The organism is Croceicoccus pelagius (genome assembly GCF_001661915.1).
GTDB classification, from domain to species: Bacteria; Pseudomonadota; Alphaproteobacteria; order Sphingomonadales; family Sphingomonadaceae; genus Croceicoccus; species Croceicoccus pelagius.
The window spans coordinates 252,002-275,136 of the sequence record NZ_LYWY01000034.1 but is presented as its reverse complement, the minus strand read 5'-3'; the positions used below and the strand labels follow the sequence as shown (position 1 = coordinate 275,136).

The window sequence follows — 23,135 nt, the reverse complement described above, 5'->3', positions numbered from 1 at the left end:
GGGATGAGGGATTTACACCGTGGAACTTTACCTGAGGGTTCGTCTGGCGTGTTCTGAAGGGATGAGCCAGCGCGAGGCAGCGAAGCATTTCAACATATCGCGCGACACGGTTCGCAAGATGCTGTCGTATTCGGTGCCGCCCGGTTACCGTCGCAGCGCCCCGGTGCGGCGACCGAAGCTGGAAGCGTTCATACCGATCATCGATGGCTGGCTGGAAGGGGACCGGTCGGTTCCGCGCAAGCAGCGCCATACGGCGAAGCGTGTGTTCGACCGCCTTCGCGCAGAGCATGGCTTCACCGGCGGTTACACGATCATCAAGGATTACATCCGGGAGCGGGTTCAGCGCAGCCGGGAGATGTTCGTGCCGTTGGCGCACGCCCCCGGCCACGCACAGGCTGATTTCGGCGAGGCTCTGGTTGAGATCGGCGGTGTGGAGCAGAAGGCGCACTTCTTCGTGCTCGATCTGCCGCACAGCGATGCCTGCTACGTGCGGGCCTATCCGGCGGCCGTTGCCGAGGCGTGGATGGACGGCCACGTTCATGCCTTCGCGTTCTTCGGCGCGGTACCGCTCTCGATCGTCTACGACAACGATCGCTGCCTGGTCTCTAAGATCCTTCCTGACAGCACGCGGCGGCGCGCGAGGCTGTTCAGCGCCTTTCTGTCGCACTACCTGATCCGCGATCGTTACGGCCGCCCTGGCAAGGGGAACGACAAGGGCAGCGTGGAAGGTCTGGTCGGCTATGCCCGCCGCAACTTCATGGTCCCGATCCCCCGGTTCGCGACATGGGAGGCGTTCAACCTGTGGCTCGAGGAGCAATGCCGCAAACGGCAGAACGATCGGCTGCGCGGCGAGAACGAGACGATCGGCGAGAGACTGCAACGCGATCTGGCGGCGATGCAGGACCTTCCGGCATCGCCGTTCGAGGCCTGTGACCAGACCAGCGGCCAGGTCTCGTCGCAGGCGCTGGTGCGCTACCGGACCAATGATTACTCGGTACCGGTACGCTTCGGCCACCAGGAAGTATGGATCAGGGGCTATGTCGGCGAGGTGGTGATCGGCTGCCGGGGCGAGGTCATTGCCCGTCATCCCCGCAGCTATAGCCGCGAAGACGTGACCTTCGATCCGGTCCATTACCTTCCCCTGATCGAACAGAAGATCAATGCCCTCGATCAGGCCGCGCCCTTGCAAGGCTGGAACCTGCCCGAGGCGTTTGTGACGCTGCGCCGGCTGATGGAAGCGCGCCTGAACCGTCATGGGGGCAAGCATGGCCGGCGCGAGTATGTGCAGGTGCTGCGCCTGCTGGAAAGCTTCACGCTTGCCGATCTGCATGCCGCGGTGAAGCAGGCCCTTGATATGGGCGCGATCGGCTTCGATGCGGTGAAGCACCTTGTATTGTGCCGGGTTGAACGCCGGGTGCCCAGACTGGATATGGCGATCTATCCCTACCTGCCCAGGACGAGGGTGGAGACGACATCGGCGCGCTCGTACATGCGGCTGTTGTCGGGCGAGACGAAGGACGCGGCATGAGCAGCCCGGCTCCCGAACTGCTGCTCACCAATCACCTCAAGACGCTCAAGCTGCCGACGTTCCTGCGTGAGCATGACAAGCTGGCCCGGCAATGCGCGGCAGAGGGCGTGGATCATGTCCGCTATCTTGCCCGGCTTGTCGAACTGGAACTGATCGACCGGGAACGGCGGATGGTCGAGCGCCGGATCAAGGCCGCGCGGTTCCCGGCGGCCAAGAGCCTCGACAGCTTCGATTTTACCGCCATCCCGAAGCTCAACAAGATGCAGGTGCTCGAACTGGCGCGCTGCGAATGGATCATCCGGCGCGAGAACGTCATCGCCCTTGGCCCGTCAGGAACCGGCAAGACCCATGTCGCGATCGGCCTGGGCCTCGCGGCCTGCCAGAAGGGTCTGACAGTCGGTTTTACCACCGCGTCCGCGCTGGTCAGCGAAATGATGGAAGCACGCGACGAACGCCGCCTGCTGCGCCTGCAAAAGCAGATGGCCGGATACAAGCTCCTCATCATCGACGAGCTGGGGTTCGTTCCCCTGTCAAAGACCGGCGCGGAACTGCTGTTCGAACTGATCTCGCAGCGTTACGAGCGTGGCTCGACGCTGATCACCAGCAACCTGCCGTTCGACGAATGGACCGAAACGTTCGGTTCCGAGCGCCTGACCGGCGCGCTTCTCGACCGGCTTACCCACCACGTCAGCATCCTGGAAATGAATGGCGAGAGCTATCGTCTGGCCCAGAGCCAGGCACGAAAAGCACGCCCCAACCCCTGACAGAAATGACAATCCGGGTGTTGGCGACCCCCGCTCGGGCTACGCCCTCACGGCGCTCGCCAACACCCGGATCAACTGGCCTGGTTTTGCGCCGCCCAATGGCCGACTTTTACTCCGCCGTTGACAGCCTGCGCGAAGGCGAACCGGCGCTTCAACAATATTACGTCCGTAGCCTAGTTGGCCAAGTTGAGGTCGGAGACAGTGAAATTCGCATCAGCGGATCTACGAAGGCATTGGAACACGCAGTAGCGCGAACGGATTCGGCCGCAAAAACTGGAGTGCCCATCATCGAACGGAAATGGCGCGCCCTGCAGGAGTCGAACCTGCGGCCTCAGGATTAGAAGTCCCGTGCTCTATCCAGCTGAGCTAAGGGCGCGTGGGGGTTGCAAATAGCGTGCTTTTCGCAAGGCGCAAATCACGTTACGGCCTGATGCGTGGATAGTGAACGCACGATAGGGCCTGCGCGGGTCGAAGGGAAGGCGGCCGGGCACCGGCTTTTCCGGTATTTCGATTTCGTGATGGCGGGTTTTGTTACCGTCCTGCTGTTGTCCAACATCATCGGCGCATCCAAACGCTCGGTCATCGAGCTGCCGGTGCTTGGCGAATGGTATTTCGGCGCGGGCGTGCTGTTCTTTCCGATTTCATACGTCATCGGCGACGTGCTGACCGAGGTTTACGGCTATGCCCATGCCCGCCGCTGTATCTGGGCAGGGTTCGGCGCGCTGATCTTCATGGTGGTGATGGCCGAAGTTGTCGTGGCGTTGCCGCCTGCGGATGGATGGCCGTTCCAGTCGGACTACGAAAACGTGTTCGGACAGGCCTGGCGCATCGCCGGTGCCTCGATCATCGCGTTCTGGGCGGGGGAGTTCGTCAATTCCTACGTCCTTGCCCGGATGAAGATCTGGACCAGGGGCAAGGCGCTGTGGAGCAGGACGATCGGATCGACTGTCGTGGGCCAAGGCGTCGACAGCGCGATTTTCTATCCGCTGGCGTTCCTCGGCACGATGGGCTGGACGGGCGAGCAGGTCTTCTGGGTCGCGGTGACCCAGTGGGTGCTGAAAGTGAGCTGGGAAGCCTTGCTGACCCCTGTCACCTATGTCGTGGTGGGATGGCTGAAACGGCGCGAAGGGGTCGATGTCTACGATACGGACACGGACTTCTCGCCGTTTGCGAAAGTCGATTGAGGGAGCGTGATCGCGGAGGGTTAGTCCGCGATCAGCCCGATGAGCAGGTAGACGAGTATCAGCGAGCCGAAACCGGCCAGTGTCCCGACTACCACCAGGATACGGACGAGCGTGACGTCGATGCCGAAGTATTCGGCGATGCCGGCGCACACGCCCATCAGCTTGCCGCGCCTCTTGTCGAGGTGAAACTTGCGCGGCGAACCTCCGTTGGGTTTGGTCACGTTGCTCATGCGCGCATGTCCGAAGCGACGGCGGTGGGAGCGGCGAAATCGACCGGCGAAACCGTTGCGGAGATCGCGAAGAGCGACACGGCGAGAGCGGCGAGACCGGCGGTCAGGTTCGAAGAGATCTGCGAAAACTTGGTCATTTTATTTCCCCTTGTTCAATGTCGAAGCGGCGTCGTGCCGTTCATGCCAGATACATTGCAGAAACCGTGCCAGTTGTGAAAATTGCGTGAATTCAAGGTTTTGATAGTCGCCAGAAAAATGAACGAATGTTCATGAAACCGCTATTTGGTAAATTTCACCAACTGTTGGCTTTGCTATTTCCCGCTTTTCCTGCAAGCGGCTCGACCCTAAGCGCATAGGCGATGGCGCTGGACCGTATCCGCCTTGCAGACTTCAGAAATCACGCCGCCACCCGGCTTGAGGGGGCGGGACGTTTCAACCTGCTCATCGGGCCCAACGGCGCGGGCAAGACGAACGTGCTGGAGGCGCTGTCACTACTGGCGCCGGGGCGGGGCCTCAGGCGCGCGCAGCTGCCCGACATCCCCCGTGAGGGCGCGCATGGCGGCTTTGCAGTGGGTGTCGATCTCGTCAGCGGGGTCACGCCGGTTCGCATTGGCACGGCCTTGCGCGCCGACAATCCGGGACGCCGTATCGTCCAGGCGAGCGGCGCGCCGCTTCCTGCGACGCGGCTGGCCGAATGGCTCTCGGTAAGTTGGCTCACCCCCGCGATGGACCGACTGTTTGCCGACAGTGCCAGCGCGCGGCGGCGGTTCCTCGATCGCATGGTGCTGGCCTTGCGTCCCGATCATGCGACCCATTCGACCCGCTATGACAAGGCGCTACGCGAACGGAACCGGTTGATGAGCGGGGATGCACGGCCCGATGCGGGGTGGCTCGACGCGCTGGAAAAGGAAATGGCGGAAGCTGGTGCAATGATCGCGCAAGGCCGCGCCGAAACCGTCGCTCGGCTGGCCGAAGCGATTTCTGGCGTGCCCGACGATCCTTTCGCGCGGCCCGAGCTAAGCGTAGATCCCGCAGCGCCCGCCGATGCGGACGAACTGGCGGAGCTTTGGTGCAAGGGCCGCGGCGCGGATCGCGGGGCTGGGCGCACGCTTGCGGGGCCGCACCGCGATGATCTGTCGGTGATTATGTCGGGCACCGGGCGTCCGGCGGCGGAGTGTTCGACCGGTGAACAGAAGGCGATGCTGATCGCGATCACGCTGGCCCACGCCGAACTGGCCGCCGGGTCACGCCCGCTGGTCCTGCTCTTGGACGAAGTCGCCGCGCACCTCGATCCGGTGCGCCGCGCGGTGCTTTACGAACGGCTTGCCGCGACCGGCGCGCAAGTCTGGATGACGGGGACCGAGACCGAACCTTTCGCCAGCCTGCCTGAACGCCCTGCGGCATGGCGGGTTACGGCGGGCGTCGCCGATCCGCTTTAATCCAGCGCGTCCTCGATCGTGTCGACCGATTCCTCGACCATCGCCTTCACGCCGTCCGCCGTCGGGTGGATCTGGTCGGACTGCACCAGCGAGCGATTGAATATCAGCGGTTCGATGAAAAACGGCACGATCTCGGCATCGTACTTGTCGGCAAGGTCGGGGAAGATCGCGTTGAACTCGCCCGCGTATTCGCCGCCCAGATTGGGCGCGGCCTTCATGCCCATGACGACGATGTCGATGTCGCGGCGGTCCAGCTCTGCCATGATCGCGTCGAGATTTTCCCGCGCCTGTTTGGGAGGCAATCCGCGCAGCATGTCGTTCGCGCCCAGTTCGACAAGGGCAAGGTCGGGCTTCACCGTCATGGAATCGAGTACGAAGGATAGCCGTTGGCGCCCGGCCGAAGTCGTATCGCCCGAAACGCCCGCATTCTGGACCCGCACGTTCATCCCGCGCTGGCGCAGCGCCTGTTCAAGCTGTTCAGGATAGGCCGCCGATCGCGGCAGGTTGTAGCCTGCGAAAAGGCTGTCCCCGAAGGCAAGGACCATCGTCGGCTGGCCGACCGGCGTATCGGCCTCAGCCGTGCCGCCATCGGCTTTGTTGCCCTCTGCCTGCCCGCAGGCCGATAGGGCGAGTGCGGCAAACGCCGCGATCAACTTACGCATTTCGATCAAATTCCTTGCAGCTTGCCCCATCCATGCCAATCTTGGTCGCTCCATGCAAAGCCCCCCTGACGTTGCCGCCCGCCCCGCCATTCACGCCGAAAGCCTGACCCTCGAACTGGGGAACACGGGTAGCCCTGTGCCGATCCTGAAAGGTATCGATCTCGTCGTGCCGGAAGGGCAGACCGTGGCGCTGCTTGGCCCGTCGGGTTCGGGCAAGTCCTCGCTGATGGCGGTGCTATCGGGGCTGGAACGCGCCAGCAGCGGCAGACTGGACGTGGCGGGAGAGGATTTCTCCGGATTGTCGGAAGATGCGCTGGCCCGCGCGCGGCGTGGCCGCATCGGCATCGTGCTTCAGGCCTTCCACCTGCTGCCGACGATGACCGCGACCGAGAACGTCGCAACGCCGCTGGAGCTGGCGGGCGAGGGCGACGCCTTCACGCGCGCACGGGCAGAGCTTGAGGCGGTCGGCCTCGGCCACCGGCTCGATCACTATCCCATGCAGCTTTCGGGCGGCGAGCAGCAGCGCGTGGCGATTGCCCGCGCACTGGCGCCGCGCCCGCCGCTGCTGTTCGCCGACGAACCCACCGGAAATCTCGACAGCGCGACCGGCGCGCAAGTCATCGATCTGTTGTTCGGCAGGCGCGCAGAGACGGGCGCGACGCTGTTCCTGATCACACACGATCCGTCGCTCGCCGAAAAGTGCGAGCGGGTGCTCGAACTCGCCGACGGGCAAATCGTGTCGGACAGCCTCAACGGATGAGCGGTGAGGGACGCTGGGCGCTCGCCTTCCGGCTGGCGAAGCGCGATTTTTCGTGGCGCTTTCGCGGGCTGCGTCTGCTCGTCATCTGCCTGTTTCTTGGCGCGGGCGCTCTGGCTGCGATCGGTACGCTGGAATCGGCGATCCGGGGCGAGCTTTCCGATCGCGGGCGCGAGATCCTTGGCGGCGATGTCGAATTCGCGATCTATGCCCGCGAGGCGAGCGAGGATGAGCGCGCGGCGCTCGAAGCCATGGGGCCGGTGTCGGGCGGCATCCGCCTGCAGGCGATGGCGAGCGCGGCCAACGGCAATGTCTCTCCGATACAACTGAAGTCCGTCGACGATGCCTGGCCGCTCTACGGCGCACTGGAGATCGAAGGCGGCGAGGACGCGGCCGCTCCCCCCGATAGCGCAGCATGGGTCGATGGCGGCGTGCTCGACCGGCTCGACGTCGAGGTTGGCGATACGATCAAGCTGGGCGAAGAGAACGTGCAGATTGCAGGCGTGATCGCGCGCGAACCGGACCGATTGTCCGAAGGCTTCGCGCTGGGCGCGCCGGTGCTGATCTCGCAATCCACGATGGAAAAGAGCGGACTGGTCCAGTTCGGCTCGATGATGCGCGCGAAATACCGCGTGGCCCTGCCCGCCGAAAGCGACCCGCAGGAAGCCGCCGACGCGTTTGAGGCGCAGTTCCCCGATGCGGGCTGGGCTACGCGGACGCGGGACAGGGCATCGCCCGGCGCAGACCGGCTTATGGCGAACATGGGCCAGTTTCTCGGCCTTGTTGGGCTCGCCGCGCTGGTCATTGCGGGCATCGGGATCGCGGGCGCGGTGTCGTCATGGCTGGAGACGCGGCGGGGCACTGTCGCGACTTTGAAAGTGCTGGGCGCGACGTCGGACGACGTGCTGCGTATCCATGCCCTGCAGGTTCTTGCCGCCGCGCTGATCGGCATCGGTGCGGGGTTGGTGGTCGGCGTCCTTGCCGTGCCTGCTCTGGCGGCGTTGCTGGAAGGCTTGCTGCCGGTGGAGACAGGTTTCGTGCTCGATCCGCTGGCGCTGTTGCGGGCGGTGCTGTTCGGGTTGCTGGTCGCTTTCGTATTCGCCGCGCCGCCGCTGCTCGCCTCGCGCTCTATCACGGCAATGGCGCTGCTGCGTTCGCGCGTGACGCTGCCTGCCGGGCTCTGGCGCAAGGCTGCGAAGCCCGTTGCGGCGGGGCTTATTGCCATCGTCGCGCTCGCTCTCCTAACCGCGCATGAGCCGTTCCTTACGGCGGGTTTCCTCGGCGGGGCGGCTGTCGTGCTGGGGCTGTTGGCACTGCTAGGACTCGTGATCCGCAAACTCGCCTCCCGCGTGCCGCGCTCTCGGGGGTCGCTGGCGATGCGAATGGGGCTTGCCGCACTTGATCGCCCCGGTTCGCCGACGATCGCGCTCGTTACCGCGCTTGGTTTCGGCCTTTCCGCCTTTGCCGCGATCGCCGCTACCCAGACCAGCCTCGACGCCTATATCGCGGGCACCGTGCCCGAAAAGGCGCCGGACTATTTCGTGCTGGACCTGCCGCGCGATGCGGAAGGTTCTTTCCGGCAGATCGTCGAGAGCGAGGCTCCGGGCTCGCAGGTCCGCACCGTGCCCGCCTTGCGCGGAGCGGTCCTCGCATATGGCCCCGAAGGCGCGATGACACGCGTATCGGACCTTGAAGACATTCCCGAGGGCGCATGGGCCCTTCGCGGAGAGCGCGGGCTGACCTACTCGGCAGACCTTCCGGCAGGCAACGTCGTCACCGAGGGCGAGTGGTGGCCTGCGGATTACGACGGTTCGCCGCTGGTGTCTGTCGATGAGGAATTCGCCAACGCACTCGATCTTGAAATCGGTGACAAGCTCGCGATCGGCCTGCTTGGGGTGGAGCGCGAGGCGACGATCGCCTCTTTTCGCCGGATCGAGTGGGACGACATGGGTTTCAACTACGTCCTCGTCTTCGCGCCCGGTGCGATCGACGATGCGCCGCACAACCTCTCGGCCTCGGTCATCCTGCCCGATGGTGCGGATGGCGGCCCGCTGCTGGGCGCGCTCGTCCGTGCGTTCCCGACTACTTCGGTGATCGAGATTGGCGGCGTTCTGGCCGAGGCGCGCGAGATCCTCTCCAGCCTTGCCGTCGCCATTCTTGCCGCCGCCAGCGTCGCGGTTCTGGCAGGCCTTGCCGTCCTGCTGGGCGCGATAGCCGCGGCGCGGGCGCGGGAGACCTACGATACCGTCGTCCTGCGCGTGCTGGGGGCTAGTCAGGGACAGCTCTTGGGCGCGCTGCTGACGCGCTACCTGATCCTTGCAGCCGTGCTGGGCGCGATCGGGCTGGGTATCGGGCTGGGCACCGGCTGGCTCGTGATGACACGGCTCTTCGAATTTCCCTACGAGCCCGACCTGCCGGTAGTCCTTGCCGTGCTGGGCGGGGGCGTTCTGCTGGTCGTGCTGGCCGCCGTCGCGGCGTCGCTGCCGGTCCTGCGCGCACGGCCTGCCCGTGCGCTCAGGAGCCTTTAAACCTCAATACGGGACGCGCGGATCGGGGCCATAGGCGTTCGAGCCTAGATCTCCGGTCTTCAGCATCATGTAGAGCATGAACAGCCCGCCGATGAGCGGCACGAAGTAGATCAGCATCCAGAAGCCCGAATGCCCGGCATCGTGCAGGCGCCTGATCGACACGGTGAGCGACGGGATCAGAGAGCCGAGCACGAAGAGCGTGTAGGCCATGTTGACGACATCGACCATCGCGCTTCCGCCGACGAGCGCGCCTTTTTCCAGCCTGCCGCCAAAGGCATAGCCCAAGAGAACGGCGCCGGCCCAGAGCATGAGTATCAGGCCGATGAAACCCCAATACTCTGTGCGGCTGGACCGTCCCGCAATCTCGAAATAGCGCCGGTATGGCGCAAAGATCGTATTCATCGACAATCCCCCCGGTTGTCGTGGTTGAAATGCGCCTCAGACGCCGCGGGCTTCGCCTTCCTTGGGATCGGGCCCGAAGCGATTGGCCCCGTGCGTGCCTTCGATCAGGTAGAAGTAAAGCAGGACCAGTCCGCCGATGATCGGGACCAGGCCGATGAGGATCCACCATGCCGAATGATCGGTGTCGTGAAGCCTGCGGAACGTGACGGCGAGCGACGGGATGATCGTCGCGATGGCCCAGATGAACATCGCGATCATGACGACCGAGACAAGCGGCCCCATCGCGGCCTCTCCGTTATATTGCATCGACCCGCCGAGAGCGAACATGAGGACCATGAATGCGAGGTAGACGAGGAAGTTGAACAGCGCGAACATCCAGTATTCCTTGCGCCGCGAGCGGCCCGAAAACTCGAAGTAACGCCGGTACGGCATCAGCATCCATTCCACGAATATTTCCCCTTCCGAATAAGTCCCTGTAGCGACTTATTGCCTGAACTTTGCCCAAAAGCAAAAGGGGCCGCACCTTGCGGTGCAGCCCCTCTCCCTCCCTGAGCCTTTAAGCGGCTCAGAACTTGTAACGTGCCGTCACGCCGTAAGTGCGCGGCTGGTTCGGATAGCCCGAGATACTGAGCGGCTGAATCGGCGTGTCGAAGATCGACAGCAGGTAGCGGTCGTTCGTGAGGTTGCGACCCCAAACCGACAACTGCAGCCCGTTCTGCATCGCGTAAGTCAGCGAGGCGTTCACTTCGTTCACTTCACGCTGGAACTGCGCTGCAGCGCCAATCGCCGCGGCTTGGCCGAAATCGATGAAGCCGGGCAGGCCCTCGACGATCTGCACCTGCGATTCGTGGTGATAGTCGCCACGCGCGATGATCGCGTCGCCATTGCCGAATTCATGCGTGTACTGGGCCGACCACGTCGCCGAAATCGCCGGAACGCCCGCCACGGGCCTGCCGGAAAGGTCACCCACGCCCGACAGCGGGAAGTCCTTGTACTCGCTGTCGAGGTAAGTGACCGCCATGCGCAGGAGCAGCGGTTCGACCGGGCGGACCGAGCCGTCGAATTCGAAACCGATGGCTTCCTGCTTGCCCGCGTTGGCCAGGAAGAAGCCGGTGCCGGTAAAGATGTTCGACTGGAAGCCGGTGATCGACTGCTTGAAGGCAGCAAACGTGAAGTTCGCCGGACCGAAGTCGCCCTTCAGGCCGAGTTCGAGCACCTTGGAATCTTCGGCGCCTGCAAAGCGGCTGCCGTATTCCTGCGTCGGGAAGTCGAGACCTGCGGCCTCGATCGCGGCTCGATCCGAAAATGCCGGACGGCTGTCGCGCGACAGGTTGACCGACGGTGCCTTGTAGCCCGTCGCATACGAAACGTACGCGTTGAGGTTGTCGGTCACATCGTAGGCAAGGCGCAGCGTGTACGAAATGTCGTCGTCGCTCAGCTTCCCGCTCTCGACCGAGTTCGGAACGTTGAGGAACGGCGGCAGGTACTGCAACGCGGCAAGGTTGCCGATGGGCGCCGCCGCAGCAGCGGCGCCGGTGGCGATCTGCTGATAGAGGGCCGGCTGGCTGCCTGCGAAAGCCGCGATCTGCTGGGCCGAGGCGAAGCCGCCCGGAACGCCCAGGATGCCCCCGATGGTCTGGCTGATGCCGGCCTGCGTCGCGCCCTGCACAAAGGCGTCGAGGTCGAGCGAAGAAAAGACGTCCGAGCTGACCACGTTGGTGGTGAACTGCTTCTTGTCCTTCGTGTAGTTGATGCCGGCCGTCAGGGTCAGGCGATCGGTGACGTAGAAGTCCATCTGCCCGAACAGGCTGAGTGCCTGGTTGTCGAGCGTATAGGCTTCGTCGAGGCCGCGGCCGCCGATGAAGAACTGGTTGTCGAACGCGCCCGGCGCACCGGCCAGCTGGCCGAAGAACTGTTCCAGGCTCGGCACGTCGAAGGCACCGCCGCTAAGGCCGGCAATGCCGATGTTCGCGAACTGGCGCAGGTCGTCGCCGTAGTAGAGCTGGTTCGTCTGATCGATGGATTCATCGAAGTAGAACGCGCCCAGCAGAAGGTCGACCGGACCGAACGAGGCGTTTGCGCGGAATTCCTGCGTGAAGGTGCGGATCGACAGGTCCTGGAAGTTGCGGCTGATGAGGTCCGCACCCGTGAAGTCGGAGTCCTGGTTCGTGATGGCGTCGACACCGCGATAGGCGGTGATCGAAGTCAGCTTGAACGGACCGAAGCCGAAGTCCATCTGGCCCGAGAAGCCCCAGTTCTCGATGTCGTTCGAGCTGGGGAAGTTCGAATAGATGACATCCGCGAACGGATCGTTGGGGTCCGAATTGCCGGCGCCAAGGCCGAACGGGGCGGGGGCGGTGATCGCGGCGCCGATCGGACCTTCCTGCAGCAGCACGTTGGCGCAGCAGTTTTCGTCGGTCTTTTCGTAATCGCCGATCAGGCGGACCTTGAAGACGCCGCCCGGTTCGAACAGCAGCTGGCCGCGGGTGAACCAGCGGTCACGCTCGTTCGTCTTGCCGCCGGTGCCGAGGTCGGTGACATACCCGTCACGCTTGTTGATGCCGCCGCCGATGGAGGCCGCGATCGTGTCGGTGATCGGGCCGTAGAGATTCGCCTTGGCGACCATCGAGTCGAAATTGCCGTAGCTCACTTCGGCTTCGCCGCCGAACGTGAAGCGCGGCTCTGCCGTCACGACCGAGATGACACCGGCGCTGGCGTTCTTGCCGAACAGTGTCGACTGCGGACCGCGCAGCACTTCGATGCGCTGCAGGTCGGGCAGGTCGTTGATGCGCGCGGCCGAGCGCGAACGGTACACGCCGTCGACGAAGACGCCGACCGACGGTTCGATGCCTGCGTTGTTAGCGCCGTTGCCGAAGCCGCGAATGATGAAGTTGGTATTCGCGCTCGACTGCAGCTGCGTCACCTTCAGCGAGGGCGCAATGCTGGTGAGATCCTTGAGGTCGCGGATTTCGGCGCGCTCAAGATCTTCCTCGGTCGTCACGGTCACCGCAACCGGCACGTCCTGAAGCGTCTGTTCGCGCTTCGTGGCCGTCACGATGATGGTGTTGCTGTCGCTCGACTGTTCCGCGTAGTCGGTGGCCGGTTCGGCGTACTCGACCTCGTCCGTGGCATCCTGGGCCAGGGCGGGGGCGGAGACGAATGCGACCAGAGCGGAAGTGGACGACAAAGCGGCACGAACGGCAGAACGACCGTTGCGAATCGGTTTCATCGGCAATTATCCTCTTCTCTCAACCTGCCGGATTCGTTTAGTATTCCAGTTTGGGGGTACCGGCGGTTTCAGCTAATGCATAAGCGACAAAATCGCGCCCGGCAACGCCTCCTTTACGTATAGGTCATTTAATTGCCCAAAGCGTTGCACCAGTGCCACGCCCTTATTTGCTTGCTGCATCGCATCATTTTCGGTAGGGCGCCCGGCGCCTCGCCGGTGGATATTCGGCCCGCGTTGCACATACCCGATAAAACACACGAATTTTCGAGGCTTTCGACCATGTCCGCCGAGCTGCGCAATATTGCTATCATCGCCCACGTCGACCACGGCAAGACCACGCTGGTTGACCAGTTGTTCCGCCAGTCGGGCACTTTCCGTGACAACCAGCGCGTCGAAGAACGTGCGATGGATTCCAACGATCTGGAAAAGGAACGCGGGATCACCATCCTCGCGAAGCCGACCTCGATCGAGTGGGAAGGCCTACGCATCAATATCGTCGACACCCCCGGTCACGCCGACTTCGGCGCAGAGGTGGAACGCATCCTGTCGATGGTGGACGGCGTGATCCTGCTGGTCGATTCGGCCGAAGGCGCGATGCCGCAGACCAAGTTCGTGACCGGCAAGGCGCTGGCGCTTGGCCTCAAGCCCATCGTCGTCGTCAACAAGATCGACCGCCCCGACGGCCGTCCCGAAGAAGTGCTCGACGAAGTGTTCGACCTTTTCGTGAACCTGGGCGCCAACGACGAGCAGCTTGAATTCCCGATCCTCTACGCATCGGGCCGCAACGGCTATGCCAGCGAGGACATCACCGCGCGCGACGGCACGCTGACGCCGATGTTCGAACTGATCCGCGATCACGTTCCGGCCCCGGGCCTCGATGTCGATGCGCCGTTCACGTTCCTTGCTACGCTGCTCGACCGCGACAATTTCATGGGCCGCGTTCTGACCGGTCGTGTCCATTCGGGTACGATCAAGGTCAACGACCCGATCCGTGCGCTCGACATGGACGGCAAAGTTATCGAATCCGGCCGCGCTTCAAAGCTGCTGTCGTTCCGCGGTCTTGAACGCGTGCCCGTGGAAGAAGCACGCGCAGGCGACATCATCGCGCTGGCTGGCCTTGAAAAGGCGACCGTTGCCAACACCATCGCCGACCCGTCGGTGAGCGAGCCGATCGCCGCACAGCCGATCGATCCGCCGACGCTGGCCATGCGCTTTGCCGTCAACGACAGCCCGTTCGCGGGCCGCGAAGGCGACAAGGTGACGAGCCGCCTGATCCGCGACCGCCTGCTGCGCGAGGCGGAAACCAACGTCGCCATTCGCGTTACCGAATCGGCCGACAAGGACAGCTTCGAAGTCGCAGGCCGCGGCGAACTTCAGCTTGGCGTCGTGATCGAGACGATGCGCCGCGAAGGTTTCGAGCTTGGCATTTCGCGTCCGCGCGTTCTGCTGCGCGAAGAGAACGGCCAGCGGACCGAACCGTACGAAGCCGTCGTGATCGACGTCGATGACGAATTCTCGGGCACGGTCGTCGAGAAGATGCAGCGCCGCAAGGCAGAGCTGACCGAGATGCGCCCCTCGGGCCCGGGCAAGACCCGCCTTGGCTTCCTCGCCCCGTCGCGTGGCCTCATCGGCTATCACGGCGAATTCCTGTCCGACACGCGCGGCACGGGCATCATGAACCGCCTGTTCGACAGTTACGGCCCGTACAAGGGCCCGATCGAGGGCCGTCAGAACGGCGTCCTGATCTCGAACTGCACGGGCGAGGCCGTCGGCTATGCGCTCAACGCGCTCGAAGACCGCGGCATCCTATTTGTGAGCCCGCAGGAAAAGGTCTACGAAGGCATGGTGATCGGCGAGAATGCCAAGCCGGACGATCTTGAAGTCAACCCGCTCAAGTCGAAGCAGCTCACCAACTTCCGCTCGACCGGCAAGGATGACGCCATCCGCCTGACGCCGCCAAAGAAGATGACGCTGGAACAGGCCATCGCCTACATCGACGACGACGAAATGGTCGAAGTCACGCCGCAGACGATCCGCCTGCGCAAGGCCCTGCTCGACCCGCACGAACGCAAAAAGGCCCGTCGCAAGGCCGACGCGGCGTAAGCCGGCCCATTCGCAAAAAAGGCCCGTTCGGTTCGCTGACTGAACGGGCCTTTTTTTGTTTTGCTGCGCCTCGAAACGGCGATCGGCGTCTCTCACGCCTGGCCCATCGTCCGCTCGCCCAGCATGATGAGCGAATAGACCAGTGCCCCACCAAGGAAGGGCAGAAACCGGCTCGACCGGTCCTCGGGCAATTCCTCTTTCAGCGTGTTGAGGATGATACCGCCAGCGAGGAATGCGAAGAGAAATCCGACCGCGACCAGAGGCAGCGAAACCGCAAGGCCAAGCGCCCAGCCGATGACGACGCTGGCCGCCAGCACCCACCGTCCGCGCTTTTCATAAGCCTCTGGATGGTCGATCCGCATGCCGTAGTCGCTGGTCAGGAAATGCAGTGCCATCGCCACGAAATAAAGCCCGAGCGACCACGGCCCCGTTTCTTCCCGGTGCAGCAGCAGATAGCCGATGAGCAGGTGCAGCACGGCGTAGGAACCGGCATGGACCCACTCGAGATGATCCTCGATCCGGTCGCCCTGACCCTTCGCGCGCGACCGGCTGCGCGAGATCTTCACCATCCGCTCCAGCCCGTAGAAGCACACCAGTCCGATCAGCGTAAGCGCATAGACAAGGCTTTCGGCCAGGGTGCTGGAAAGCTGCAGTTCCTGCGCGAACGTCTTCTGGTGCGTGCCGAGGTCGGGCAGGACGTGAAGAAAGATATAGGCCACCGCCACCCCGCCCGAGAACGAGAGCCAAGCACTGCGCGGCTTCACGTCCAGGAAAACCAGCCGATGAACATTGAGATGTACCGCCGAAAAGACCGCGACGAACAAGGCGGTGACGATAACTGTCGGACTTGCCATCACCCGTAGTTGCGGCATCGCGCAGCAATCGGCAAGGTCCCGGGCGGGGCATCGTCGGTACGGCCGGTGCCGGTGCAGATGCGTTCAGGGGGTCGTCTATCGTGCAGAACCGTACCCGGTGGGAGGGCTTGGCCGTTTTTGCGGCGTTTTCGATCTGCTCGGCCCTGCTGCGTTGGCCGCATTTCGGCAATCCGGCGCCCGATTTCGACGAACAGCTCTACCACCTCATCGGTTCGCGAATGCTCGACGGGTACGTGCCTTACGTCGATTTGTGGGACCGGAAACCGATCGGGTTGTTCCTGATCTATGCTTTCGGAGCGTTGATTAGTGGTGGCAGCGTCTATGGCTACCAGATCCTCGCGGCACTGAGTGCGGCGTGGACGGCCTGGTTGGCCTGGACCATTTCGCGGCGTTTCGCAGGGCAATTCGCGAGCTTGACCGGCGGTCTTCTCTGCCTGCTGGTCTTTCCGATGTATTACGGCCCTGTCGGGCAGAGCGAGGTGTTTTATATCCCGTTGACCCTGTTGATGCTGCTGTTCACCTTGCGCGCCGGAGAGGCAGAGGAGCTCCGCCGCTTCGTCAAATTCGCGCTTTTTGCGATGGCGATCGGCGGACTCTCTCTGCAGATCAAGTACACGACCGTTTTCGTCTGCGCGGCTTGCGGTCTGGCGCTGATGGCGATGGCATGGCGGCGGTTTCGCGATCCGGTTCGGGTGATGGGTCTTGTCGCCGCCTTCGCACTTCTCGGGCTGCTGCCGACTTTGCTCGCGGTGCTGACTTATGCCGCGATGGGCCATTTCGATGCATTCATGTTCGCAAATTTCTTCTCGATCCTGCAGCGCGAACGGCCATCGGGCGGGTCGATCGAACTGTGGGGGCAGGTCATCCTGGTCAAGGCGCTGTTCCCTGCCTGCGCCGCGGTCGCGGCCGTACTGCTCGTTCTGGTGCGCAAGCGGTTCGATGCGTCGAGAGCGATCGTTCTCATCTATGCGGCGGCGGCGCTCGTGTCCTACTTCGCGCTCGGCTCTGCCTACATCTATTACTTCATTCCGGCGGCGATTGGGATAAACCTGCTCGCAATCTGGTTGCTGGATGAGCCGTTCATCGGGAAGGGGGTGGCAATCGCTTTGCTGGCAATTGGATTCTGGGCGGGGCGGGTGGTCCCGCAATGGGAGGAAGCCAGCCGTCAGAAAACCGCGATGAAAGAACTGGCGGCTGGCGCCGCCCCCCACGTCTCAGCGCATCGATGCCTTTACGTTTTCGATGGTCCGACTGCGCTCTATTCGCTCGTGAATACGTGCCTTCCGACGAGGTACATCTATGCCGATCACCTAAACAATGCGCTCGAAGGTCGATCTTTGAGAGTAGATCAATCGATTGAGCTTGGCAAAATTCTAAGTCATCGCCCAGGCGCCATCGTCATCGCGCCAGTCTTGTTGGTGGCCAGGCCGAACCGCGAGAACCGAAAACGCGTCGAAAGCTATGTCCACGCAAACTGCTCGCTCGTCGAAAAGACGGACCTCTCGTCGCGCGATATTGCGATCTACGCCTGTCCTGATTGAATGCAGCCGGTATAAGCGAGAACTTTCCAGCGCGCCCATTGCTCCGTAACAATAATCTCTCTCTTCAGAGCGCAGTTTTTGCGCGCAAAGTGTTCAATCGCCGACCAGGTCTGGGCATTGATCGGAAGAGTCCGCGGCTTGGTAAGCATTACGATCGCGCTGGGGCGCTTGTTCAGTTCCTCCGTAACGACATCCATTGTCGAAACATGTGCGACATCGCGCTCGACTTCGTTCGCCAAGTGGTTTGGCATCGTCAGCACCGGCAAGTCGCCTTGATTGCGATAATGATAGACCATCACCGGCCCTTCGAAGACCAGCACTCTAGCCTCTGGATCTGACGGCAGCGCCGCGAGCAGTGCGTCGAAATCTGCCTTCGAAAGGTCCGTATATTTTTGCTGAAACGGCGGTGCCGTGACCGTGCCATAGCTTATCGAGGCAAGCGCAATTGCCGGGCCGATCCACCTGATACCGAATGCAGGAGCAGCCACGACCGCGACCGGCAGCAGCAACGGCAGCAAGTAATGGATGTAGAAATTCGGGACGAGCGCGACGCCGACGACCGCCGCGACCAGCCATCCTTCCGCGAAGACGCGATATTTTGCAGCAAGCCCCGCACGTCCGGTAAAGGTCAGCGCGATCCCGATGCCGATGGGCAGCAGGTAAATGAACCGCAGCAGTGCTCGCCGCGCCATATCTTCCGCGTCGGGATAGGCTTTGTCGAGGTTCGACAGGAACATCGCCTGATAGAATTCGTACCAATGCCCCGATGCAGCATAGAACACGCCCGTCATCGCGAAGGGCGCCATGCCGATCACCATAGCGATTGACGCGATTGCCGCCAGCCGCGCCGGTCCGGCGCCGTTGCGGTAGAGGCGGTAAAGCACGAACAGCCCGAAGAACGCGCTCTCTGCGATGGCGGTCTGCTTCACGGTCAGGGAAAGCCCGCACATCGCCATGGCCAGCCACACGCGCCAGTCGGCGTGGTCGCTGTCGTCCCGCGTCCATCGCACGATCATCAGCGCGGCTATGGCGATGAGCAGGTTATAGAAAATTGGCGCCTGTCCGCCTTGTCCTCCGAACACGCTAAGCGATGCCACGTAGAGCAGCGCGGCCAGCAGGCTGGCGAGCGGCGTCGTCCATTGACGCGCGATGGCGTAGATCGCCACGCCCGTCGCGCTAACGAACAGCCATGCCGCGATCTGGTAGGATATCACCTGATCCGAAAAGAACCCGATCAGGTAATAGATCAGGAACAGGCCGAAGGGCTTTCGGTCCCACAGGTCGACATAGGGCAGGTCGCCCTGATGCATCCTCTGCCCGACGAGAAAGTAGAATTCGTCGTCAACGTGCAGCGTCGGATTGCCGAACAGCGTGTATCGCCAGGCCAGCGCAAAGAGCACGATCGTCGCCACGACGATCATGCGTCGCAACGGCGCGCTCAGGGCAGGCAGGCTGCCGGATTTTCGTTTTTCCCCCATCGGTGCCGATGTTTGACGGCTGGACCGCGCCTGCGCAAGATGGCTCGACGGTGCAGCCCTCTTGCCCTGCGTCTTGTGCGCTCATAGCGTGGTCTCGATTGAAACCATTTCCCCACGCGAAGGCCGGACTTCCGTCATGATCAGAACCCTCATTCCTGCCGCTCTTGGCTTGATGATTGCCGCAATGCCCGCAGCGGCACAGGACAAGCCTGCCACCGAAGAGATCGGCGCTGGCGGGCGGCCTGTCGGGGCGGAGTGGTCGCGCAGTCCGGTCATGGCGATGAACGGCATGGCGGCAACGGCGCAGCCGCTGGCGACGCAAGTGGCGCTCGACATCCTGAAGCAGGGCGGCAGCGCGGTCGATGCGGCGATCGCGGCCAATGCGACGTTGGGCCTGATGGAGCCGACCGGCAACGGCATCGGCGGCGACCTGTTCGCCATCATTCTCGACCCCGCGACGAGAGAGATGCACGGCATCAACGGTTCGGGCCGCACGCCCAAGGGGCAGACGCTGAAGCAGCTGAAGGCAAAGCTGGGCGATGCGACTTCGCTCCCGCCGGTAGGGCCGCTCCCCGTCACGATTCCCGGCACGGTCGATGCCTGGTTCGAAATGCACGCGAAGTACGGCAAGCTGCCGATGAGCGAGGTTCTGGCCCCCGCTGTGCGCTATGCCCGCGAAGGCCATCCGGTTGCGCCTGTCATCGGCTATTACCTCGACCGTAGTCTAAAGGCGTTCGAGCGGCGCAAGGCGATGATCCCAGAATTCGACAACGCCCGCTCGGTCTGGTTCGCGGACGGCGCGCCCAAGGCGGGCGACGTGTTCAGGAACCCCAGGCTGGCCCACACGCTGGAAACGCTGGGTGAGAAGGGGCGCGACGAATTCTACAAGGGCGCGATGGCGCGCACGATGGCGGACTATCTCGAACGGACCGGTTCCGCCCTGCGGTATGAGGATTTTGCCGCGCACCACAGCGACTGGGTTGAGCCGGTCTGCGTCGCCTACAAGGACGGGTACGAACTGTGCGAACTGCCACCCAACGGACAGGGCTTTGCCGCGCTGCAGATGGTCAACATCCTGAAGAACGTCGACCTGTCGCAATATCCGCGCGGGTCCGCCGAAGTGCTGCACTACATTACAGAGGCCAAGCGGCTGGCCTTTGCCGATGTGGCGCGATTCTATGCCGATCCCGATTTCTCGGCCTTTCCGCAGGACCTTCTGTCGGACGAATACGGGCGAGATCGGTTCGCGATGATCGATCCGGCGAAGGCCAGCGCCGACTTCGCGCCGGGTGAGCCCAAGCTGGAGGGTGAGGGCGACACGACGTACCTGACAGTCGCCGACAAGGACGGCATGATGGTCAGCCTTATCCAGTCGAACTATCGCGGCATGGGTTCGGGCCTGTCGCCCGATGGCCTTGGCTTCATGTTCCAGGATCGCGGCGAACTCTTCAGCCTCGATCCGAAACACCCCAATGCCTATGCGCCGGGCAAGCGGCCCTTTCACACGATTATTCCCGCCTTCATCAAGAAGGACGGCAAGCCGTGGATGAGCTTTGGCCTGATGGGCGGCGGGATGCAGCCGCAGGGCCATGTCCAGATCCTGATCAACATCGTCGATTTCGGGATGAACCTGCAGGAAGCGGGCGATGCGGCGCGCCTGATGCACGATGGCGGGCGTCAGCCGACCGAGGATATGGACGGTCCCTCCGCGGACCCGCTGGGCACGCTGTTCATCGAAGCGGGTATTTCTGAGGAAACGGCGGAAAAGCTGCGCGCGATGGGGCACAAGGTGAAATACGACTACACCGGCGCTCCCTTCGGCGGGTATCAGGCGATTGCCCGCGATCCGGAGACCGGCGTCTACACCGGTGCGACCGAGATGCGTAAGGACGGGATCGCTGCCGGATATTGAGGACACGCGGAGGCGTTCGCGCGTTCCTGCTGTACGACCCCTTTGGAGAATACCCCAGTGCTGACCGAAATCGCATTCCACCACGGCGCCAGCGACGCCGAGATCGCCGACTGGCTGGCCACGCGCCTTGCCCGTGAACTGGACCGCCGCGACGGGACGGTCGCGATTACCGTGCCGGGTGGATCGACCCCTTTTCCGATCCTTGCCGAACTGGCGAAGAAGGATCTCGACTGGTCGCGGCTGGAAATCTGGCCGGGCGATGATCGCTGCGTGCCCGCCGATCACGAGGCGAGCAATTTCGGCCGTCTTGCCGCGACGCTGGAAGGCACCGGCGCCTGCGTCACGCCGCTGGATGAAGGCAGTCAGCCGCCGCACTTCGCGCTGGCGTGGCTGGGCATGGGCGGCGACGGGCATATCGCCTCGCTGTTCCCGAACACCGATCCGCAAATTGAAGACGAAAAGCAGGTCCGCCGGCTGACCCCGGATCCGCTTCCGCCCGAAGCGCCGTTCGACCGCGTGACGATGACGCTGCCCAAGCTGCTTTCGGCAGAGGCGCTGATGTTCGTGATCCGGGGTGAGGACAAGCTGAAGGTCTTCGAGGAAGCGGCCAGGGGCGAGAACGACTTGCCCGTCGCGCGGCTGTTGGGTCATTCGCGGGGCGAAGTCACCTGCTTTGCCTGACGTTCCCTTTGCGAACCTTCTGCCCGCGGGCCTGCACCGCAGGCTGCTGCGCGTGGCCGAACTGGTGCGGAGGCGCTGGTGGGCATGGCGCAAGCCGCGTTTGAGAGGCTGCGCCGTCGTCGCCCGTAACGATGCGGGCGAAGTGCTGATGGTGCGCCATTCCTATCGCAAGCGGGACGAATGGCACCTGCCGACAGGCGGCGTGCGCGCCCGCGAAGACCCCGAAGTCGCCGCGCGCCGCGAACTGGGTGAGGAAGTGGGCGTGGTCGTCATCGCGATAACCCTTGTCCATACCGAGGAAATCGACCTGCATGGCGCGACCAACACGGTCAGCGTCTTTGCCGCCAGCTATGCAGGAACGCCCGTCGCCGACGATCGCGAAATCGCCGAAGTCGCGTTCTTCGCCCACGATGATCTGCCCGCGACCACGCCCGAATGGGCGCGCAACTATATCGCCAGGGCTGTCGCCTAAACCGCGCTGCTGAACTTGCGCGTGCTCTTTTCGCGATAGGGATCGAAACAGGCCGCGATCCCGCGCGCATAGGGCAGGGCATCGCTTGTCAGGATAAGCTGCCCGTCGACCACGTGACACAGTCGCGCGTCAAGGAACGGTTGCAGGCGCGGCATGGCGCATTGCAGGACTTCGACGTCCATCGCTGCACGCCCATGGCACAGGATCTGTTCAATCACGCGCCCGCGCCGACGGTCGCTCTCGCACCGGGCGATACCGTGCATCGTCGGGTGGACGCCTTCGCCGATCATCGTGCGATAGCGGCCTGCCGCCTTCTCGTTCTGGTAAATGCCATGCGGGAACTGGCTGATCGCGCTGGCGCCCATGCCGATCACGACGGGCGCGGCATCGTCGGTGAAGCCCTGGAAATTGCGGTGCAGCTTCCCGCTCAATGCCGCACGCGAAAGCGGATCGCCGGGCAGCGCGAAGTGATCGAAGCCGACTTGGTCGTAGCCGTGGCTGAGCAGCCGGTCGTATCCCGCCTGCATCATCTTGAACCGTTCGCGCGGGCCGGGCAGGGCGGTGCCGTCTATCTTCTTCTGGCGCGGGAACATTGACGGGATGTGAGCAAGGCCAAACAGCGCGATGCGGTCCGCCCCAAGCCGCGCGGCCATCTCGACCGATGACAGCAGGCGTTCAAGGTCCTGCCCCGGAAGTCCGTACATCAGGTCGAAATTCAGCGATGTCACGCCCGCGCGCCGCAGCATGTCGGTCGCTCGTTCGATCAGTTCGACCGGTTGCACCCGGCCAATGGCCTGCTGGATCGCGGGGTCGAATGTCTGCACGCCAAGGCTGGCGCGTTCGACGCCGACGTGGCCCAGAACGTCGCGCCACGGTTCCGTCAGGGTGCGCGGGTCGAGTTCCACCGAGATGACCGGATCGACCAGCGGAAAGGCCAGCGTCAGCGCGTCGACCAGCCGCACGAATTCGATCGGTGCGATAGCATTGGGGCTCCCACCGCCGAACGCGATATAGCGCACCCGTGCGCCTGCGGGCAGGCGATTGCCGACCATCACGATTTCTGCCTGCAATGCCTCCAGATAGGAGGCCAGACGTTGCTGACGGTTCGCGGCGCCCGTGTTGCAGCCGCAGTACCAGCAGATCTCGTGGCAATAGGGGATGTGGACGTAGAGCGAGACATCGCCATTCGCGCTGTCCAGCGCGGCTAGAAAATCGTCCTCTCCCGCCGGACCGAATTCGGCTGCGGTGGGGTAGCTGGTGTAGCGCGGCACGGGTACGGCCAGCAGTTCGGGAAGGTAGGGCCACATGATGAAAGCGGTTCTATCGCGCCTTGCCACGGAGCTTCATTGC

General features: G+C 63.4%; 20 protein-coding genes and 1 tRNA gene. 11 read left to right on the top strand and 10 right to left on the bottom strand.

The features are described 5' to 3' along the window. The first annotated feature begins 19 nt into the window (after positions 1-19). Entirely contained in the window at positions 20-1,528 is a 1,509-nt protein-coding gene (istA, locus tag A9D15_RS09210) for an IS21 family transposase (RefSeq protein ID WP_082924210.1), read from the top strand. Then, a complete protein-coding gene (istB, locus tag A9D15_RS09205) occupies positions 1,525-2,292 on the top strand; it encodes an IS21-like element helper ATPase IstB (RefSeq protein ID WP_066761576.1) in 768 nt (255 codons plus the stop codon). The genes istA and istB overlap by 4 nt, the downstream gene beginning before the upstream one ends. A 299-nt stretch (positions 2,293-2,591) precedes the next feature. Here istB and A9D15_RS09200 read toward each other — a convergent pair. After that, a tRNA-Arg gene (locus tag A9D15_RS09200) sits at positions 2,592-2,668 on the bottom strand. 142 nt (positions 2,669-2,810) lie between these two features. Between A9D15_RS09200 and A9D15_RS09195 the strand changes: the two genes are divergently transcribed. Continuing rightward, a complete protein-coding gene (locus A9D15_RS09195; RefSeq protein ID WP_082924381.1) occupies positions 2,811-3,476 on the top strand; it encodes a queuosine precursor transporter in 666 nt (221 codons plus the stop codon). Between the two features lie 20 nt (positions 3,477-3,496). Here the strand turns inward: A9D15_RS09195 and A9D15_RS09190 are convergent, their stop codons facing one another. Next, on the bottom strand, positions 3,497-3,706 hold the full coding sequence (locus tag A9D15_RS09190) for a PspC domain-containing protein (RefSeq protein WP_066764183.1): 210 nt from the start codon (positions 3,704-3,706) through the stop codon (positions 3,497-3,499). Continuing rightward, positions 3,703-3,843: a hypothetical protein gene (locus A9D15_RS16550; RefSeq protein WP_156521726.1), complete on the bottom strand. Its 141-nt coding sequence runs from the start codon at positions 3,841-3,843 to the stop codon at positions 3,703-3,705. Before A9D15_RS16550 ends, A9D15_RS09190 begins: the two co-directional genes overlap by 4 nt. Positions 3,844-4,065: 222 nt before the next feature. On the opposite strand from A9D15_RS16550, the gene recF reads away from it, so the two are divergent. Continuing rightward, positions 4,066-5,145 (top strand): DNA replication/repair protein RecF, encoded by a 1,080-nt coding sequence (gene recF / locus A9D15_RS09185; protein WP_066764181.1) that lies wholly within the window; start codon positions 4,066-4,068, stop codon positions 5,143-5,145. Here recF and A9D15_RS09180 read toward each other — a convergent pair. Beyond that, entirely contained in the window at positions 5,142-5,807 is a 666-nt protein-coding gene (locus A9D15_RS09180) for an arylesterase (RefSeq protein ID WP_066764266.1), read from the bottom strand. The genes recF and A9D15_RS09180 overlap by 4 nt on opposite strands. A gap of 52 nt (positions 5,808-5,859) precedes the next feature. Between A9D15_RS09180 and A9D15_RS09175 the strand changes: the two genes are divergently transcribed. Together A9D15_RS09175 and A9D15_RS09170 are read left to right on the top strand one after the other, a co-directional pair. After that, a complete protein-coding gene (locus tag A9D15_RS09175; RefSeq protein WP_066764179.1) occupies positions 5,860-6,567 on the top strand; it encodes an ABC transporter ATP-binding protein in 708 nt (235 codons plus the stop codon). Next, on the top strand, positions 6,564-9,092 hold the full coding sequence (locus A9D15_RS09170; RefSeq protein ID WP_066764176.1) for an ABC transporter permease: 2,529 nt from the start codon (positions 6,564-6,566) through the stop codon (positions 9,090-9,092). Before A9D15_RS09175 ends, A9D15_RS09170 begins: the two co-directional genes overlap by 4 nt. Before the next feature lie 3 nt (positions 9,093-9,095). On the opposite strand, the gene A9D15_RS09165 is transcribed toward A9D15_RS09170, so the two are convergent. The 3 genes from A9D15_RS09165 to A9D15_RS09155 form a co-directional block, all read right to left on the bottom strand. Next, entirely contained in the window at positions 9,096-9,494 is a 399-nt protein-coding gene (locus A9D15_RS09165) for a DUF805 domain-containing protein (RefSeq protein WP_066764174.1), read from the bottom strand. A 36-nt stretch (positions 9,495-9,530) separates the two neighbouring features. Next, the gene (locus A9D15_RS09160; RefSeq protein WP_229660400.1) at positions 9,531-9,932 is read right to left on the bottom strand and encodes a DUF805 domain-containing protein; all 402 of its coding nucleotides are present in this window, start codon (positions 9,930-9,932) and stop codon (positions 9,531-9,533) included. Between the two features lie 127 nt (positions 9,933-10,059). Continuing rightward, entirely contained in the window at positions 10,060-12,723 is a 2,664-nt protein-coding gene (locus tag A9D15_RS09155) for a TonB-dependent receptor (RefSeq protein ID WP_066764168.1), read from the bottom strand. Between the two features lie 279 nt (positions 12,724-13,002). Here A9D15_RS09155 and typA point away from each other — a divergent pair, with 279 nt between their 5' ends. Then, entirely contained in the window at positions 13,003-14,826 is a 1,824-nt protein-coding gene (typA, locus tag A9D15_RS09150; protein ID WP_066764165.1) for a translational GTPase TypA, read from the top strand. A gap of 92 nt (positions 14,827-14,918) precedes the next feature. On the opposite strand, the gene A9D15_RS09145 is transcribed toward typA, so the two are convergent. After that, complete coding sequence (locus A9D15_RS09145) at positions 14,919-15,680, bottom strand: hypothetical protein (protein ID WP_066764164.1); 762 nt, start codon at positions 15,678-15,680, stop codon at positions 14,919-14,921. 101 nt (positions 15,681-15,781) lie between these two features. Here A9D15_RS09145 and A9D15_RS09140 point away from each other — a divergent pair, with 101 nt between their 5' ends. Next, positions 15,782-17,242: an ArnT family glycosyltransferase gene (locus A9D15_RS09140; RefSeq protein WP_066764162.1), complete on the top strand. Its 1,461-nt coding sequence runs from the start codon at positions 15,782-15,784 to the stop codon at positions 17,240-17,242. On the opposite strand, the gene A9D15_RS09135 is transcribed toward A9D15_RS09140, so the two are convergent. Beyond that, the gene (locus A9D15_RS09135) at positions 17,224-18,672 is read right to left on the bottom strand and encodes a hypothetical protein (protein ID WP_172807504.1); all 1,449 of its coding nucleotides are present in this window, start codon (positions 18,670-18,672) and stop codon (positions 17,224-17,226) included. The genes A9D15_RS09140 and A9D15_RS09135 overlap by 19 nt on opposite strands. Before the next feature lie 184 nt (positions 18,673-18,856). Here A9D15_RS09135 and A9D15_RS09130 point away from each other — a divergent pair, with 184 nt between their 5' ends. Genes A9D15_RS09130 through A9D15_RS09120 form a run of 3 tightly spaced genes read left to right on the top strand, consistent with a single transcriptional unit; the run spans position 18,857 to position 21,785 of the window. Then, the gene (locus A9D15_RS09130; RefSeq protein WP_066764158.1) at positions 18,857-20,632 is read left to right on the top strand and encodes a gamma-glutamyltransferase family protein; all 1,776 of its coding nucleotides are present in this window, start codon (positions 18,857-18,859) and stop codon (positions 20,630-20,632) included. A 42-nt stretch (positions 20,633-20,674) separates the two neighbouring features. Then, complete coding sequence (locus A9D15_RS09125; RefSeq protein ID WP_425304727.1) at positions 20,675-21,313, top strand: 6-phosphogluconolactonase; 639 nt, start codon at positions 20,675-20,677, stop codon at positions 21,311-21,313. Beyond that, positions 21,306-21,785 (top strand): NUDIX domain-containing protein, encoded by a 480-nt coding sequence (locus A9D15_RS09120; RefSeq protein ID WP_066764157.1) that lies wholly within the window; start codon positions 21,306-21,308, stop codon positions 21,783-21,785. Before A9D15_RS09125 ends, A9D15_RS09120 begins: the two co-directional genes overlap by 8 nt. Here the strand turns inward: A9D15_RS09120 and A9D15_RS09115 are convergent. After that, on the bottom strand, positions 21,782-23,122 hold the full coding sequence (locus tag A9D15_RS09115) for a radical SAM protein (RefSeq protein ID WP_308419925.1): 1,341 nt from the start codon (positions 23,120-23,122) through the stop codon (positions 21,782-21,784). The genes A9D15_RS09120 and A9D15_RS09115 overlap by 4 nt on opposite strands. Positions 23,123-23,135: the final 13 nt, after the last annotated feature.